We start from the raw sequence: 17,184 nt of genomic DNA, 5'->3' as shown, positions 1-17,184 counted from the left end.
GCGCCGCCGGAGACCGGCGACGCCCTTTTCAAACCCTGCGGACGCCTCAGGCCAGTACGCCGTGGCAATGCTTGTACTTGTTGCCCGAACCGCAAGGGCACGGCGCGTTACGGCTGATCTGGAGATCGGCCCAGGGGTTGCCCTCGCCGCCAGCACCTGCCGGAGCACCTTGCACGACACCCTCGGGGCTGCCCGCGAGGTTGCCGAACAGTTGCGCCATCTGCGCCGAACCATCGCCGTCCGCCGAATTGTCGAGACCGGTGAACGGATCGATGTGGCCGGTCAGGAAGTCGGGCAGTTCAGGCAGCTGCGTCTGCTCGGGCATGCGCAGTTCGCTGACCGAGATGATCCGCGTCACGTCTTCGCGGATGCCGTCGAGCATGCGCTCGAACAGACCGAAGGCTTCCTGCTTGTACTCGTTGATCGGCTGCTTCTGGGCATAGGCGCGCAGGAACACCACCTGGCGCAGCGCGTCGAGCGTGGCGAGGTGTTCCTTCCAGTAATGATCGAGCCGGTCGAGCAGGATCGACTTCTCGACCTGGCGCCAGATTGCCGGGTCGTCCTGCGCCATCTTCGCGGCCATGTGGGCATCGGCCAGCTCGGTGATGCGCTGTTCGATGTCCTCGGGCTCGAGGCCGTCCTCCTCGATCCACGCCTCGATCGGGGCGTCGATGGCGAGGATGTCCTGCACCTTCTCCTTGAGGACCGCGATGTTCCAGTGCTCGGGGTAGGAACCTGCCGGGCAGGCATCGGCGACGAGCGAGTTGATGGTGTCATGGCGCATGTCCACCACGACATCGTCCACCGCCTCGGCATCCATGATGTCGGAGCGCTGCTCGTATATCACCTTGCGCTGGTCGTTCATCACGTCGTCGTATTCGACGACCTGCTTGCGCACTTCGTAGTTGCGCGCCTCGACCTTCTTCTGCGCGGTCTCGATCGCCTTCGACAGCCACTTGGAACCGATCGCCTCGCCGTCGGCCAGATTGCTGTTCATCATCTTGGAGAACAGCGTGTCGGGGCCGAAGATGCGCAGCAGGTCGTCTTCGAGGCAGAGGTAGAACTTCGACAGGCCCGGATCGCCCTGACGGCCCGAACGGCCGCGCAGCTGGTTGTCGATGCGGCGGCTTTCGTGGCGCTCGGTGCCGATGACGCACAGGCCGCCGGCTTCGAGGACGAGGCGCTTCTGCTCGCCCACTTCGGCCTTGATCTTCGCGATCGCGGCGTCGCGCTCAGGCCCCTCGGGCATGTCGCGCAGTTCGTCCTCGACGCGGAACTCGACGTTGCCGCCGAGCTGGATGTCGGTGCCGCGGCCCGCCATGTTGGTGGCGATGGTGACCGCGCCCAGCGAACCCGCCTGCGCGACGATGTGCGCTTCCATCTCGTGGAAACGCGCGTTCAGGACCGAGTGCTTGACGCCTTCCTTGTTGAGGAAGTCCGAGAGCAGCTCCGACTTCTCGATCGACACGGTGCCGACGAGGACCGGCTGACCGGTCTCGTACTTCTCGCGGATCAGCTTGGCGATGGCGGCGAACTTGTCGAGCGTGTTCTTGTAGAACTCGTCCTCCTCGTCCACGCGCTGCACCGGCACGTTGGTCGGGATGGTGACGACGTTCATCTTGTAGATGTCGTAGAATTCCGGCGCTTCGGTCGCGGCGGTGCCGGTCATGCCCGAGAGCTTGGGATACATGCGGAAGTAGTTCTGGAAGGTGATCGAGGCGAGCGTCTGGTTCTCCGGCTCGATCTTGACGCCTTCCTTGGCCTCGACCGCCTGGTGCAGACCATTCGACCAGCGGCGGCCGTCCATCATGCGGCCGGTGAACTCGTCGATGATGACGACCTTCTCGTCCTTGACGATGTAGTCGGTGTCGCGCTTGAACATCATCACGGCCTTGAGGGCCTGGTCGAGATGGTGGACGACCTGCGTGTTCTCGACATCGTAGAGGTTCGAGCCTTCGAGCAGTCCGGCGGCCTCGAGCATGCGCTCGGCCTTCTCGACGCCGTCCTCGGTGAGGCTGATGTTCTTGGTCTTCTCGTCCGCCTCGTAGTCTTCGGCAAGCAGCTGCTTCACGATCGCGTCGACCTGGACGTAAAGCTCGCTCTTGTCGTCGGTCGGGCCGGAGATGATCAGCGGCGTGCGCGCCTCGTCGATCAGGATCGAGTCGACTTCGTCGACGATCGCAAAGTTGAAGGGGCGCTGCACCATCTGGCTGCGCTCGTGCTTCATGTTGTCGCGCAAGTAGTCGAAGCCGAATTCGTTGTTGGTGCCGTACGTGATGTCGGCGCCGTAGGCCTCGCGGCGTTCCCACTCGTTGAGGTTAGGCACGATCACGCCGACGGTCAGGCCGAGGAAGCCGTGCAGCTTCTCCATCTGCTCGGCGTCGCGGCGGGCGAGGTAGTCGTTGACGGTGACGACGTGGACGCCCTTGCCTTCCAGCGCGTTCAGGTAGGTCGGCGCGGTCGCCACGAGGGTCTTGCCCTCACCCGTGCGCATTTCCGCGATCTCGCCGCGGTGGAGCACCATGCCGCCGATCATCTGCACGTCGAAGTGGCGCATGCCGTACACGCGCTTGGAGGCTTCGCGCACCGTGGCGTAGGCTTCGGGGAGAATGTCGTCGAGCGTGGAGCCGCTGGCCAGCATCTCGCGAAACTTGGGGGTCTGGGCGGCGAGTTCCTCGTCGCTCATGGCCTCCATGGCAGGCTCGAAGGCGTTGATCTGGGCGACGATCTTGTCGAGCGACTTGACGTAACGCTCGTTGGACGAGCCGAAGATGGACTTGACGAGTGCGCCGAGCATGGCGGTGAACCCCTGTTTTTCGTGAATTACATATGGTCGGTGTACGCGGCCCAAGCTCACAAGGAGGCGGCCGAACGGCCGGGCGCGTGAATAAGCTCGCGAGGATGCGAAAGTTGCCGGGCGGCGCGCTTATTGACGCGCGCGGTCTATTCCGGTGAGCACGGCCGGCACGGCGACCGGCGCGAAGGCGACCGGCTGCTGCGGCGCATGAAGCCGCGTATTGCGCAGGCCCGGTTCGGGCAGCCGTGCAAGGGCGACCGGCGCACGCGGCGCCTTGGCGGCGACCTCATGGGCGGCCAGAACCTGCACCGCCGACACCTGCGACACACAGGCCTCGGCCGGGCCGACTTGTGCGGCGAGCCCCGTAAGCAGGGCAAGCAGGGTCAGGATCAGGCGATGGGCCATAGGAAACGTCAGATAGGGTCGATGACGGGATGTGTCCACATGCGTTTGCGGCGAAAGGGTATTGCGCCCCGGAAACGTACCCTGCCCTGTCTGGCGATCTTCGATTTCCCGGCCTTCCCGCCAAATCACACAGCGGGTCGTTAACCATTTCAGGGCATGAAGTGATCGGCCTTTGGCGGAAGGACGACATGACTGCGACTGATCGACTGCAACGGCGCTTGCGCCGACTGGACGCGCCGTGCGCGATCTCCGCCTTTCTCCTGCTGGCCAGCTTCGCCCTGCTGGCGACGATCATCCTGACCTCAGGCATGACGCTGGACTGGTCCGGGCTGGGTATCTGCATCGCCTTCAGCGTCGCGGCGCTGGTCGCCGGGATAGCCATGAAACTGGCCGGAGGGACGCCGCGCGTCGCCAATCTCCTGCTGGTCGTCGCGGTGATGTCGGGCGCGACGGTCTGCAACACCCTGTCGATGAATGTCGGCCTTCGCCTGCACATGCCGCTGATCGACGAAGGACTGGTCGCCTTCGATCACCTGCTCGGCTTCGATCCCGCCCTGCTGGTACGCGCCTTTGCCCAAAACCCGCGCATCACGGAATGGCTAGGCATCGCTTATACGCAATCGAACTGGGCCGCCATCGCGGTCGTGCTGGGCCGGTGCCTGTTGCCGGACCCGGACTGGCGGCCGTTCGTAGCTTATTCCGGAGGACTGCTGGCGGCCGCGATCATTTCCGTCGTCACGCCTGCCATGGGCAACATCGCGTACTCGCAACTCTTCGACCTTCAGGGTCACGGCCTGCCTTACGGCGCGGGCACCTATCACCTCGACGCCTTTCACTATTACTATCACGGCACGGCGCAGATTGCGGGCAACAGGCATATCTCCGGCGTCGGCGTCTTTCCCTCGTTCCACACGATCATGGGACTGGTGATCGCCACCGGGCTGCGCGGCACCCGCTTCCATCTGGCAGGCGCGATCTTCGGCGTGGCGACGATCGTGGCGACGATCCCGATGGGCTCGCACTACGTCACCGATGTCCTAGGCGGCACGGTGATCTGGGCCATGGCGATGGCTCTGGCGGAACTGACCTGTCGCCGCGATAGGGCCTCGCTCACCGATGCGCGCATTCTGGCAGGCGTGGGAGAAGCCCTGCCTGCATAGCGCCGCTTTCCTACACTTTGCGCAGTCCGATAGGATGCCAGCCATGCGGCGACCCCTCGTTAAAATTTTGAATACTCTTGGTGCCCCATGAAATGGCGGGTATTCGAAGGTCATAATACCGCTGGGGGCGCTCCAATGCTGTCGATGATCATGCTTGCTGCCGCACAGACCGTATCGGCTGCTCCGGCTCAACCACCCGTCATACAGACCGTACCGAGAGCGGCCGCCGCACCGCCTGTTAGCATCACTGAAAATCCCGACAGTTTCGACAACAGCCAGGAAACCGCGATCTTCGACGTCGATGCGAGAAGCGGAAACGAATTGTTGTGGGCCGGTGAAATGCGTGTTTCCGGGCGTCAGGGTGCGAGTTTTACCCGGCAGCAGTCGAATGCTTCCACATCATCATGCGCCCGCGGGCAGACCTCGTATGGGCAGGGAGAACGGTCATCACTCTCGATAAACCTGAACAGGTATCGCGCCGGGCGGGATGAAGGCGGCGTGCAGATGCGCGTTACGTGGGAGCGTCCGGGAGAAGGCGACACCTGCCAGGGGGCGAATGCCCGAACGGCGGGGATCACGGAAAACCTTTTCCTCGAGCGAGGTCAGGAGCGGATCGTCAAGGGTGACGGCGGTCTGATCATTCGCCTGCGCCGCCGCTAGGTGATTGCAGCCATGCCATTTTCGATCGCCCCGGGCCGCACAAGGTTACGTCACAAGGTGACACCTCCCCTCGCAAGGTGACACATCGCGTGCAAAATGTGTCACCTTATGCGGCCAAGGTGACACTTCCGGGCCTAAGGTGACGCCTTTTCCCTCTGGACCGTGTCAACCGTGTAAACCTGCGTCACCTTGCGCGGCCGCCGAACCGCCCTTGACCTGCAACACCCACGCGCTAGGCAACCCGCCATGGCCTACCCCGTTTCCCCGCTCGCCTCGCCCTTCCCCGCCCTGCCCGAGATCGCGGGCGTCACCCCGCATGTCGTGCGCGCCGGCTACAAGGACTGGGGGCGGTGCGACCTCACGTACGTCACGCTGGAAGAAGGCACCGCTGTCGCGGGCGTTTTCACCAAGAACGTGTGCTGCTCGTCCGAGGTCGATCTCGGCCGCGAGAACGTGAAGCTCGGCCGTGCCCGCGCGCTGGTGGTGAATGCGGGCAATTCCAACGCCTTCACCGGCTATCGCGGCCGCGAGGCGGTGGAGCAGATCATGGAGCAGGTCGCCGCGCACATCGGCTGCCCGAAGGAGCAGGTCTTCGTCTCCTCCACCGGCGTGATCGGCGTGCCGCTGCCCAAGGACAAGGCGCGCGAGGGCGTCGACAAGGCGCTCACCGCCGAGCCCTGCAATTGGGAAGACGCGGCGAACACCATCGCCACCACCGACACTTTCGCGAAGGGCGCCACCGCCACCGCCATGGTCGGCGACACCAGGGTGACGATCAGCGCCATCATCAAGGGCTCTGGCATGATCGCGCCCGACATGGCGACGATGCTGGGCTACCTGTTCACCGACGCCGCCGTGGAGCCGGGCTTCCTGCAGGCCTGCCTCTCGGCCGCGAACTTGCGCACATTCTCGTGCATCACCGTCGATCTCGGACACCTCGACCAGCGACACCGTCCTCGCCTTCGCCACCGGCAAGGCGGGCAATGCACCGATCACCGGCTTCGACAGCCCCGGCGCCCACGCCTTCGCCGCCGCGATCCATGACGTCTGCCGCCAGCTCGCCCACCTCGTCGTGCGTGACGGTGAAGGCGCGCAGAAGTTCATCGCCGTCTCGGTCAGCGGTGCGGTGTCGGACGAGAGCGCCCGCAAGGTCGGCATGGCGATCGCCAACTCCCCGCTGGTCAAGACCGCCATCGCCGGCGAGGACGCCAACTGGGGCCGCGTCGTCATGGCCGTGGGCAAGGCGGGCGAGCCCGCCGACCGCGACAAGCTCTCGATCGGCTTCGGTGGCACCTGGGCCGCGCAGCAGGGCCTGCCGCTGGCGGACTACGACGAGGCGCCCGTCTCCGCGCATCTCAAGGGTCAGGACATCTCGATCGAGGTCGACCTCGGCCTCGGCGAAGGCACCGCGACGGTGTGGACCTGCGACCTGACGCACGGCTACATCTCGATCAACGCGGACTACCGGAGCTGAGCATGAGCACGCCGTTCTTCACGATCTGGGGCCGCCTGAACTCGCACAACGTCAAGAAGGTGGCCTGGTTCGCCGAGGAACTCGGCCTCAAGTACCAGCGCCATGACATCGGCGGAAAGTTCGGCTTCACCGATGAATACCTCGCCAAGAACCCCAACCGCCTGATCCCCACGATCGAGGACGGCAAGGTGGTGCTGTGGGAATCGAACGCGATCCTGCGCTACATGGCGGCCGAATACGGCGGGGCTGCGTGGTTCGCCGCCGATCCCATCGACCGCGCCCTCGCCGACCGCTGGATGGACTGGCAGTTCACCTATGCCGACGCGCAGCGCGCGCCATTCCTCGCCACGGCGCGCCAGTCGCCGGATCAATGGAACCATGCCGCCATCGCCAAGGGCATCGCCGACTGCGCGAAGCAGTTGGCGATCATGGACACGTACCTCACCGGCAAGCCCTGGCTCTCGGGCGCGCAGTTCGGCATCGGCGACATTCCCATGGGGGTCTACGCCTACACCTGGTTCAACCTGAAGTTCGACGCCTTCGGGATCGAGCAGCCGGAGTTCCCTGCCATTGCCGACTGGTACGCGCGCATCGTCAAGCGCCCCGGCTTCGCCGAGCAGGTGATGATCCCCCTGACATGATGACGCCCGCCCTCCACGCCGCCGTCGAGACGATCATGCGCGAGGCGAGCGAGCACGCGATCCTCCCGCACTACCAGAAGCTCGCCGCCAGCCAGATCGACGCCAAGGCCCCGGACGACGTCGTCACCGTGGCCGACAAGCAGGCCGAAGCGCTGCTGACCGAGCGGCTCTCCATGCTGCTGCCGGAAGCCGACGTGGTGGGCGAGGAAGCGGTCTTCGCCGATGCCTCGGTGATGGAGCGCCTCAAGGACCGCCTGTGCTGGATCGTCGATCCGCTCGACGGCACTAACAACTTCGCCGCCGGCAAGCCGCCCTTCGGCGTCCTCGTCGCTCTGGCGGACAAGGGCGAGACGATCGGCGGCTGGATCCTCGACTGCCTGACCGGCCGCTTCTGCCGCACCGACCTCGGCGGCGGCGCCTGGATCGACGGGGAACGGATCACCGCGCGCACCACCGGGGCCGAGCCGCCGGTCGCCGCGATCTCGACGATCTTCCTCGATGACGGCGCGCGCGAGAAGGTACTGACGCACATCGCGCCGCACTACACCCTCGTCGACATTCCGCGCTGCGCGGCCGAGCAGTATCCCCGCCTCGTGGACGGCACGAATGACATCTCGGTGTTCAACCGCACCCTGCCGTGGGACCACGCGGCGGGCGTCCTGTTCCTCAACGAGGCGGGCGGCAAGGCGGCAAGGCCGGACGGCAGCGCCTACCGAGTGGACGAATACGAGCGCCGCGACCTGATCGGCGCCTCCAGCCCGGCGCTCTGGGATGCGTTTGCGGAAGTGGTGGCAAGGCTGGCGTAAATCGTCGTCCCCGGACTTGCTCCGGGACCGGTGGCTGTCTTTAGGTGGTGCTTTCGGCGGGGGCTTCGACAAGCTCAGCCTGAGCGGGGTTAAGGACCTGCTCTCAAACCGCTCAGGCTGAGCTTGTCGAAGCCCCAGCGCGCGCGACGCAAAAGAAAACCCCGCCGTTCCCACGGCAGGGGCCTCTACAACCTCAAATCTCAAGCGATCAGAGTTCGCTTTCGATCCAGCCCTTCAGCGCGCTCTTGGGAGCGGCGCCGAGCTTCTTGGCCACCGGCTGGCCATCCTTGAACAGCACCAGCAGCGGGATCGACTGCACACCGATGGCCGAGGGCGTCTCGGTGTTGGCCATGATGTCCATCTTGGCGATGGTGACCTGTTCGCCCAGTTCCTCGGCGATTTCCTCGAGGGCGGGGGCGATCATCTTGCACGGGCCGCACCAATCCGCCCAGAAATCGACGAGGACGGGCTTGTCGGACTTGAGGACGTCGGCCTCGAAGCTGGCATCGGTGACGGCAATGGTGGACATCGATTGACTCCTGAACTTTAGAATTGGGCGACAACTTAGGGATGAAACCCGGCGACGCAACGCCGGAACGGTGAAAGCTTTACTCGCGCGGCGCCAAGTCCGGCTTGTGGGCTGCGAGAACCTCGACGGGAACGGCGATCAGGCGCGGTACGGCGGTATAGAGCAGCGCCACTTCCACCGCGCGCCCCGGGAAAGTCGCTTCCAGAGCGGCGGCATAGGCGCCCATCTGGCGCAGCACACCACGCGGCACCGCGTCGATCCGGTCGGGAGGACGCCGCGCGCTCTTGTAGTCGACCAGACGCACGCGGCCCGGTTCTATCACCAACCGGTCGATCGTGCCCGCCACGACCTGACCGCCGACAACTGCCGCGACGGGCACTTCGGCGAGACTGTCGGGGCCGAAGAGGTCTGCCCAGTCGGGATTGCCGAGCACCGCCAGCGCGCTCCCCAGCAGTGCATCGCGATCCTGCGCCGGAAGGTCGGCGGCGTGGCGCTCCAGCCAGCCCCGTCCGGCACCCTCGCGTGCGGCTGCCGCCACATCCGGCAATCGCTCCAGCAGCTTGTGGACCAGCGTACCACGCCGCGCCGCATCGCGCCCCGCGCCCGGCGGGAACGGGGGATCGGGAGCGTCTTCCTCACCCAGCGATGACGGCGCCAGCGGACGCGGCGGACGCGGCTCGGCTGGCGACGCACGCTCGAGCCAGCGCGGCAGCGGCTCGCGCAAGTCGAGCATCGGCCCGCCCGCGCCCTTCGCCGCGCGAACCGGCACCGGAGCGGCCGGCTCGCCATGTTCGCAGCGCGCACCCCAAATGGGATCGCCCAGTTCCGCCTCGACCGGGAAAAGGGCGCGCAGCCGGGCATACCAGCTCTTGGGACTAGGCTCGCCCTTGTCTCGATTGCTCAGCGCCCCGCCGACGAACAAGGCTTCCTCCGCCCGGGTCATGGCGACGTACAGCAGGCGCCAATGCTCCTGTTCGTCGCCGCGCTTGCCCTCCTCCAGACGGTCGGCGATGCGGCCCTGCTTCTCGTCCTTCGAGAGCGGCGGCAGCGGGATCGTGCGCGCTTCGTTGGCGGGATCGGGCAAGTCGATGCCCCGCTCGCGCGCGTTGTCGGGATTGCTGGTCGCATCGGCGAGGATAACGATCGGCGCCTGCAGGCCCTTGGAGCCATGCACCGTCATCACCCGGACGAGGCCTGCCGCATTGTCTGCCTCGCGCTTCAGTTCGCCATCGCCCGCATCGAACCATGCGAGGAAGCCCGCAAGACTCGGCGTGTCGGTGACGGCATAGGCCTTGGCGGCATTGATCAGCTCGTCGATCGGATCGTTCGCCTCCGAGCCCAGCCGCGCCACCAGTCGCCGCCGCCCTTGCCAGGGGCCTACCAGCAGCCACTGCAGCAAGTCCTGCGGCGGTTCGTAATCCGCCAGCCGCAGCGCCTCGCCCAGTTGCTCCATCACCGCCGCCACCTCGGGCTCGCGCGAGCGACGCAAGTGATCCCACAGCCGCGTGTGCTTTTCCCGATAGCCATGCGCGAGAAGCTGTTCCTGGCTCCACCCGACCAGCGGCGAGACCAGCAGCGCGGCAAGGTTGAGGTCATCCAGCGGCTGCACCGCGAAGCGCAGCGCGGCGACGAGATCCTTGACCGCCAGCGGCGCACCCAGGCGCAGGCGATCGACCCCCGCCACCGGCACACCGGCTGCATGAAGCCGCGCGACGATGAGCCCGGCCAGTTCCTTGCGCTGGCGAACCAGCACCATGATGTCGCCCGCCCGCGCCCGGCGCGGCGCGCCCTTGACGAGCGTGAAGCCCGGCCCTTGATCGTCCAGCCAGTCGCGCACCTGCAGTGCGATGCGCTCGGCCATCTGGCGGTCGGGGCGCGAGAGCCAGTCCGGCGCAGTGCCCTCCTCGTCGCCCGAAGAGTCGTCATCCTCGTCGTCGGCAAGATCGCTCACCGGTCGCCACAGCGCGACGTAGCCCGGACGCTCCTGCCCCTGATGCCGTTCGGCGGGGCGGTCGAGGCCGAAATTCTCGTGCCCGATCCCGGCGATGGCCCGGTCCACGAAGTCCAAGACCGTCTGTGCGGTGCGGAACGAGCGGTCGAGCCCATACTCGCGAAACTCCGGCGGATCGAACCGGTCGCGCAGCATCGCCGCATTCTGCGCCGCCTCGCCCATCTCGCGCCGCACGCGATCGGCGGCGCGGCGGAAGTTCTCCGGGCTGGTGCCCTGGAACCGGAAGATCGCCTGCTTGTAGTCGCCGACCACGAACAGGGTACGCATCAGGTCCTCGTGCTGACCCAAGCCGGCCCAGAACTCGCCGGCCATCGCGAAGATGATGTCCCACTGCGCGGCGTTGGTATCCTGCGCCTCGTCGACGAGAATGTGGTCGAAACGGCGGTCGAGCTTGTAGCGAATCCAATCCGCCTGCGCCTGATTGGCAAGGAGATCGGCGGCACGGCGGATCTGGTCGTCGAAGTCGATCAGCCCCTCGCGCTGCTTGGCGGCATCCCAGGCCATCGCGAAAACCCGCCCCAGCCGCAGCGCCGGAACCAGCCGATCCGCCAGCGCCAGCAGTGACCGCATCGCTCTGATCTCAAGGATGCAATCGACCACTCGCGCGGCGGAATCCGCGTAGCCGGGGTCAAGCTTATCCTGCGACTTGCTGGCCTTGGGCTCACCCTTCTGAGTCAGGAACTCCTTGGCCAGCGCGTCGAGGCTGTCCAGGCGCTGCGCCCCGTTGCCCAGCAGCCACTCGCTGATAACATCGACGGCGCCGAGCCCGGTCTTGGTGCCCCACTCATTGTTTACCGCCATGCAGTGCCGGAGCGAGCGCACGTCGAACGCCGCATCCTCGCATCGCGCGCAGAGCCATTCGCGATCCGCGTCAGACGGCAGGCCGAGCAGGCGCAGCACGTTGAGCCGCATGTCCCCCGCCTGCCAGCTGCCGGGACCGAACCACGCCTCGCGCGCCGAGGCGCAGCGCAGCAGGAAGGCCATCACCGCATCAGGGCCATGCCGCAGCGACAATTGCTCCACAGCCTGCAGCAGGGCAGGATCGCCGAAGGGACCGTTCTCGGCATCCACAAGCAGGTCGGCCAGCACTTGCCGTGCCAGGAGGTCGCGCTCACGATCCTCCATCGGCCGGCTGCCGGGAATAAGATCGGCTTCCAGCGGGAAAGTCGCCAGCAGCCACTGCGAAAAGGCATGGATCGTGTCGATCCGCAGCCCACCGCCCGGACTGTCTAGCACCGAGGCGAACAGCGTACGCGCCCGAGCGAGGTTCTCGTCGCTCGCCTGCGCGCCGATCGCGGCAAGGCGCGCCCGCAGGTCGAACTCGCCAAGGCGTACCCATTCGGCCAGCGTACCGTTGATGCGCGCCGCCATTTCGGTGGCGCCGGCCTTCGTAAAAGTCAGGCACAGGATCTGCGAGGGGTCCACGTTCGGCTGCAGCAAAAGCCGCAGCACGCGCGAGGACAGCACTTGCGTCTTGCCGGTCCCGGCCGACGCGGAAAGCCACACCGTCTCCTGCGGATCGACCGCACGCATCTGGTTCCCGTGAAGCGGATGGACGGCAGCAGGACCGCTCATGCTGCACCCTCCGATCTGTTGCCAAGCGACGTGATCCATTCGTCCAGCCGCATCAACTGGTCGTAATCGGCGTAGCTGCCCAGTTCCGGGTTAAGGCGCGCGGTGAAGGGTTGATCGCCCAGAATCCAGCGGTCGAGCGCGTCGTCGAGGTAGCGCAGCGTCTCGGGCAGGAAGTCCTCGCGCGGGATGCCGGACTTCTTGCGGCCTTCCAGAACCGGCTCGAACATGTAGCCCATGGTCCCGTCCTTGGCCTTGGCCATCGACCAGTATTCGAACGAATCGGCCACGCCCTCGACACCATCGAAACCGCCGTCTTTCGCAATCAGCGCGATGAGGCCGAGCTGGAGCGCGAAGCCCTCCTGCACGCGGCTGCCGGTCGGCGGCTGGCCCGTCTTGTAGTCGACCACGGCGAGGCTCCCGTCCTCGCGCCGGTCGATGCGGTCGGCGCGGCCGTGGATCCGCACGTCGCGGCGGCGCATGTCGCCCCACTTCTCAACCGCGACGACTTTGCGACCACCTGCCTTTGCCTCAAGGATCATGCTCTCGAACGTTTCCAGCGCGGCGGAAAGACGCGGCCACCACAACACGCGCATCAGCGGGTGCGCGTTCTGCTCGGTAAGCACGCCCTGCGCGATGGCGTGGAGGCCACCCTCGGGCTCGCCGGCCTCGTGCCAGCGCTGCATGATGAGGTGTGCGACTTCACCCTTCCATGCCGCGCTCGGCTCGGCGTCGAGGCCATCCATGCTGCGCAGGCCCAGGATGGCGCTGGCGTAGAACTGGTAGGGATCGCCGCGTAGCCGATCGAGACCGGTGACGGAGACATCGACCTTGCGCTGTTCCGCCGAGGGCATCGGCTGTGGCCGGGGATGGGCTGCGACTTGCGCGGCGTCGTCCAGCCGGCGGGCGAGGTTCACGGCATCACGCTCGAGGTGGCGCTCCAACTGGTCGCCCAGCATCGCGCGCACCCGCAGCACGAAGCGCGAGGGGATCACCGGCCCGCCCTCATCCCGCTGCGCCCAGCTCAACACGATCTCCGGCGCACCGAGTGCGGCGGCAAGGTCATGCGCGGAAAGACCGATGCGGAAGTCCGCGCCCGGCACTCCGAGCGCGCGCAGGACGGCGGGCGGCAACAGCGCATCGAGCGCCGCGCTGCCCGGCCATACCCCTCGACCAGGCCCCCGCAGATTACGAGGTCGGCGCGGCTCATGCGCGCTTCGAGCAGGCCGTAGACCGAGACGCGCGGATGCCCGCCCCAGGGCGGGCGCACCGAAACGCGGTCCATAGCATCGCGCAACACGGCGCCGATCTCACGCGGGTGGAGCAAGGTGCCTGCCGCTCCCGCTGCCCCGCGCAATTCCTCCACGAAGGCGCTGAGCGCGCGGCCATCCGCACCGCCCCACAGCGTCTCTCCGCAAAGGGCCTCGGCGGCATCCGCAAGCAGGCCGAGCAGGCGTTCGAGCGGCTCCGCTTCGCCCAGTATCGACAGCGGCGTCAGGATCGTCTCGATCCCGGCCCACCATTCGCCCAGCTTCGCGGCGTCCGCCCTGGCCGCCAGCGGTGCCAGTCCGGCACCGGGGCGCGGCCCGCGCAGCGCGAGGTCGAGCTTGCGCGCATTCTCCAGCCAGCGCGGACGCCCCGGTCCGTTCCCGGCGAGGGGATGGACGAGCAGCGCGACGAGCGGCACCGGCGCGGCCTGCTGCGCGACCACTTCGGCCAGCAACAGCAGCAGGCGACCGGCGGCGGTCTGCGGCAACGGGCGACCGGCAGTGTCGTCCGCCTCGATCCCCCAGCGCTCCAGATGGCTGACCACGCGCGCCGCCAGCCCCCGGTCGGGCGAGACGAGCGCGACGCGGCGCTCGGGTATCTCCAGCGCCTCGCGGATGAGCACCGCGATCGCCTGCGCCTCCTCGCCGGGATGCGTGCATTCCATCAGGCGCACGCCGCTCAGGCGGCGCTGCTCGGGCGGCAGATCGACCCATGCGGCGGAAGCGCGCGGCGGCAAGAACAGGTTGGAGATCGCGCGGCTGCGCTCGGGCGGCGCAGCGGCAAGCCCGGAGCGGTGCCACGGCTGCACCTCGGCGCGCGCGACCCCCATCCGATTGAGCAGCAGCTTGAGGTGGTATTGCGGGTGCGTCACCGCATCGGCGCGGCCGAACGGCGGGTCATCCGGCTGCGCAGGAGCGCCAGCGGTGCCCAGTTCCCCCAGACCTCGTCCGCCAGCGACAAGTCGAGGTCGGGCAAGACGACGAGGCCCTGCGGCATCTCGCTGACGACGCGCAGCAATCGCGCCAGCGCGGGCGAGGCGCCGGTGACGCCCGCCGCGATGACCGGGTGCGGCGGAGGCTGGCCTTGCCAGCGCGTGGCAGCGTGGTCAAACAGCCGGTTGCGGCGGTCAGGCGCGTCAATCTCGCCGCGCGCGGCCAGCTCCGCGATCCAGTGCTGCTGCACCTTGAGGAAGCTGCGGGTATTGTTGCTCCAGTGCCCGGCAAGATCGCCGACGATGCCGATGACGCGCTCCGACATGAGATCGATCGGGGCGATCTCCTCGGCCATCAGGCGGTCCATGGTGCGGCCGATCTCAAAAGCACGCCGCAGCAATGCCGCGCCCTTTCCTGCAGCATCACCTTCGACCTCACGCAAGTAGTACGCAAGGCGCAGCCAGCGGCGGGTCGGATCGGCGGCAGGCGCAATATCGGCCGCACCGAGCGGATCGAGCAGCGGGCCAAGCGCTTCGTCGAGATCGAGATCACCCACCGCGACCATGCGCGGCAGCAACATGCCGCTCCCCGAATGACGCACGAAAGCCTCGGTCATCGTGCGGATCGTGCGGCGGCTCGGCAGCAGCAGGGTCAGCCGCGCAAGTGCGATCTCGTCCTTGGCATAGCGCGGGATGAGCCCGGCGACGAGAGCGTCGGCGAAACCACGATGCGCAGCAATGGAGTAGACTTTCGGACCCGTCCGGTCAGGCACGGGTCAGCCATTCCTCGGTCGGCCTGATCGCGGCGGGCTCGCCTACTTCGAACCACAGGCCCTGATGCGAGATGCCGTAGAGGCGACCTTCCTCGATCGCGCGGCTCCACAGGATGTTGGTGGAGAACGCGCCCTCGGGCGCATCGCGCAGCAGGCGCTTCGACACGAGCTGGATGCCGGTGTAGATGAACGGCGCCACCCGCCCCTGGCGGCGGCGCGCGACGCGACCATTGGGATCGAGGTGGAAGTCGCCCTCGCCGCGATAATTGAGCGCGCGGGTGTGCGGCACCATCAGCAGCAGCGCGTCCATCCGCTCCGCATCCCAGGCCAGCGAGAGTTCGGCAAAGACGTCCTGCGGGCCGTCGAGCCAGATGTTGTCGCTGTTCAGGCAGAAGAACGGGTCGGGCAGCAGATCGGCCGCCCTGACCATGCCGCCGCCGGTTTCCAGCAGCAGTTCGCGCTCGTCGGACAGGGTGACGGCAGGCGCGGTCTTGCGGACCTTGAGATGGCCTTCCAGCGCGTCGGCCATGTAGTGCGCATTGACCACCGCCTTCGTCACGCCCGCGTTGCCGAGCTTGTCGAGCGCATGGTCGATCAGCGACTTGCCCGCCACGCGCACCAGCGGCTTGGGCTGGGTCGCGGTGAGCGGGCGCATGCGCTTGCCCAGCCCTGCGGCGAGCACCATCGCGGTGTCGCTGGCGAGAGGCTTCATCGGGCGAACTCCCCGCCGTTCGCCTCGCGCAAGGCGGCGGGGATGTTGGCGTCGAACCATGCCGCGACCGGTGCCATCGCGGGATGGGCAAGGTCGCGCTCCATCGCCGCCCAGACGCGCGGGATCAGGTCGAGGTAGCGCGGCTTGCCGTCACGGCGCCACAGCCGCACGAAGATGCCGACGATCTTGGCGTTCCGCTGCGCGCCGAGCCGCGCGTAATCGGCGAGGAAGGCATCGACGTCCGTACCCGTTTTCTGCACGTAGCGATCGAACATCTGCGCCTCCAGCTCGGGCGCAACTTCGCGCCGGGCATCCTGCAGCAGCGAGACGAGGTCGTAGGCCGGATGACCGACCAGCGCGTCCTGGAAGTCGAGCAAGCCCTGCTTCTCGAGGCTGCCGAGCAGCATGATGTTCTCGGCATGGTAATCGCGCAGCACGGTGACGCCGGGGCGCTGGCGCGGCAGCATCGGCGAAAGCGCCTGCTCCCACGCGCTCACGAAGCCTGCGGCATCGACGTAGAGGCTCTGCGCGGTGCAGTACCAGTCGATGAACAGCTTCACCTCGCGGATATATTCCGCCAGCGAGTAATCGAGGAACGGCCCGGCGGGCAACTGGTGCAGCTTCGCCAGCGCGTCGATCGCGGCGGAGTAGACCGCCGCCTCGTCCGCTGGCCACTGGTCGAGGTAGTCGCGCATGCGCGCCTCGCCGAAGTCCTCCATCAGGATGAGGCCCTTGTCGGGCTTCTCCGCGAGGATGCGCGGCGGACGCATGCCGTTGTCGTCGAGCCAGTGCGCGGCGCGCAGGAACGGGCCGATGTCCTCCTGCGGCGGCGGCGCATCCATCAGCATCGCGGTGGCGCCATCGACACTGCGGATACGGAAATAGCGGCGGAACGAGGCATCGCCCGGCAGCGGCTCGACAGCCGCGCCTCCCCAACCGGCGGCGGCGAGAAAGGCATCAAGGCCCTCGGGAAAGTTCGCGTGTTCGAGCGTCATACAGGTATACGCCCTAGCCAATCCGCCCCGCCTTCGACAATGGCGATCCGACCGTCCTCGACAACTTCCAGCGTGATCGAGAGGCAGCCCGGCTCATGTGCGAAGCCGCCCGCGTGATCGGGCCACTCGGCGATGAGCACCGCGCCTTCGCGGTAATCGTCGAGGCCGATCTCCTGCGCCTCGTCGGGATGGTTCAGGCGGTAGAAGTCGGCGTGGACCAGCGGCAACCTGACCGCCGGCGGATCGTAAGGCTCGATGATCGCGAAGCTGGGTGACGGCACTTCGCCCTCATGACCAAGCCCGGCGATGATCGCGCGCGCCAGCGTGGTCTTGCCCGCGCCGAGACCGCCGGTCAGTGCGATCACGTCGCCGGGGAGCAGCGCATCGGCGAGCTTGCGGCCCCATGCGTCCATCGCCGCGAGGTCTGGCAGCGGCAATCTCATGCCAAT

At 67.1% G+C, this 17,184-nt stretch carries 11 protein-coding genes and 2 pseudogenes; 5 read left to right on the top strand and 8 right to left on the bottom strand.

Translation table 11 applies throughout. The features are described 5' to 3' along the window. Positions 1-46: 46 nt before the first annotated feature. Both secA and KZO24_RS04995 read right to left on the bottom strand, forming a co-directional pair. Positions 47-2,797, bottom strand: coding sequence for a preprotein translocase subunit SecA (gene secA, locus KZO24_RS05000; RefSeq protein ID WP_271181048.1), 2,751 nt, complete (start codon positions 2,795-2,797; stop codon positions 47-49). 129 nt (positions 2,798-2,926) lie between these two features. Further along, the gene (locus KZO24_RS04995; protein WP_486486934.1) at positions 2,927-3,202 is read right to left on the bottom strand and encodes a hypothetical protein; all 276 of its coding nucleotides are present in this window, start codon (positions 3,200-3,202) and stop codon (positions 2,927-2,929) included. A 188-nt stretch (positions 3,203-3,390) separates the two neighbouring features. Here KZO24_RS04995 and KZO24_RS04990 point away from each other — a divergent pair, with 188 nt between their 5' ends. From KZO24_RS04990 to KZO24_RS04970, 5 genes and pseudogenes are all read left to right on the top strand, one after another. Further along, a complete protein-coding gene (locus KZO24_RS04990; RefSeq protein ID WP_271181050.1) occupies positions 3,391-4,362 on the top strand; it encodes a phosphatase PAP2 family protein in 972 nt (323 codons plus the stop codon). Between the two features lie 135 nt (positions 4,363-4,497). Continuing rightward, a complete protein-coding gene (locus KZO24_RS04985) occupies positions 4,498-5,022 on the top strand; it encodes a hypothetical protein (RefSeq protein ID WP_271181051.1) in 525 nt (174 codons plus the stop codon). A 246-nt stretch (positions 5,023-5,268) separates the two neighbouring features. Next, a pseudogene (gene argJ, locus KZO24_RS04980) lies at positions 5,269-6,496 on the top strand (bifunctional glutamate N-acetyltransferase/amino-acid acetyltransferase ArgJ). 2 nt (positions 6,497-6,498) lie between these two features. Beyond that, on the top strand, positions 6,499-7,137 hold the full coding sequence (locus KZO24_RS04975) for a glutathione S-transferase family protein (RefSeq protein ID WP_271181053.1): 639 nt from the start codon (positions 6,499-6,501) through the stop codon (positions 7,135-7,137). Further along, entirely contained in the window at positions 7,134-7,943 is an 810-nt protein-coding gene (locus KZO24_RS04970; RefSeq protein WP_271181054.1) for an inositol monophosphatase family protein, read from the top strand. Before KZO24_RS04975 ends, KZO24_RS04970 begins: the two co-directional genes overlap by 4 nt. A 208-nt stretch (positions 7,944-8,151) precedes the next feature. Here the strand turns inward: KZO24_RS04970 and trxA are convergent, their stop codons facing one another. The 6 genes and pseudogenes from trxA to tsaE all read right to left on the bottom strand — a co-directional run bounded on the left by trxA (position 8,152) and on the right by tsaE (position 17,178). After that, the gene (gene trxA, locus KZO24_RS04965; protein ID WP_069707606.1) at positions 8,152-8,472 is read right to left on the bottom strand and encodes a thioredoxin; all 321 of its coding nucleotides are present in this window, start codon (positions 8,470-8,472) and stop codon (positions 8,152-8,154) included. 79 nt (positions 8,473-8,551) lie between these two features. Further along, positions 8,552-12,058: a double-strand break repair helicase AddA gene (addA, locus tag KZO24_RS04960; RefSeq protein ID WP_271181055.1), complete on the bottom strand. Its 3,507-nt coding sequence runs from the start codon at positions 12,056-12,058 to the stop codon at positions 8,552-8,554. After that, positions 12,055-15,028 (bottom strand): annotated as a pseudogene (locus KZO24_RS04955) (PD-(D/E)XK nuclease family protein). Before KZO24_RS04955 ends, addA begins: the two are co-directional and overlap by 4 nt. Next, positions 15,021-15,740, bottom strand: coding sequence for a nucleotidyltransferase family protein (locus tag KZO24_RS04950; protein ID WP_271181057.1), 720 nt, complete (start codon positions 15,738-15,740; stop codon positions 15,021-15,023). The pseudogene KZO24_RS04955 and the gene KZO24_RS04950 overlap by 8 nt, the downstream one beginning before the upstream one ends. Then, the gene (locus KZO24_RS04945) at positions 15,737-16,735 is read right to left on the bottom strand and encodes an aminoglycoside phosphotransferase family protein (protein ID WP_271181058.1); all 999 of its coding nucleotides are present in this window, start codon (positions 16,733-16,735) and stop codon (positions 15,737-15,739) included. The genes KZO24_RS04950 and KZO24_RS04945 overlap by 4 nt, the downstream gene beginning before the upstream one ends. Beyond that, complete coding sequence (gene tsaE, locus KZO24_RS04940) at positions 16,732-17,178, bottom strand: tRNA (adenosine(37)-N6)-threonylcarbamoyltransferase complex ATPase subunit type 1 TsaE (protein ID WP_069707601.1); 447 nt, start codon at positions 17,176-17,178, stop codon at positions 16,732-16,734. The genes KZO24_RS04945 and tsaE overlap by 4 nt, the downstream gene beginning before the upstream one ends. Between the last annotated feature and the right edge of the window lie 6 nt (positions 17,179-17,184).

It is taken from the genome of Novosphingobium sp. NFX11 (assembly GCF_057376415.1).
This window is presented reverse-complemented; position numbering and strand designations above follow the sequence as displayed.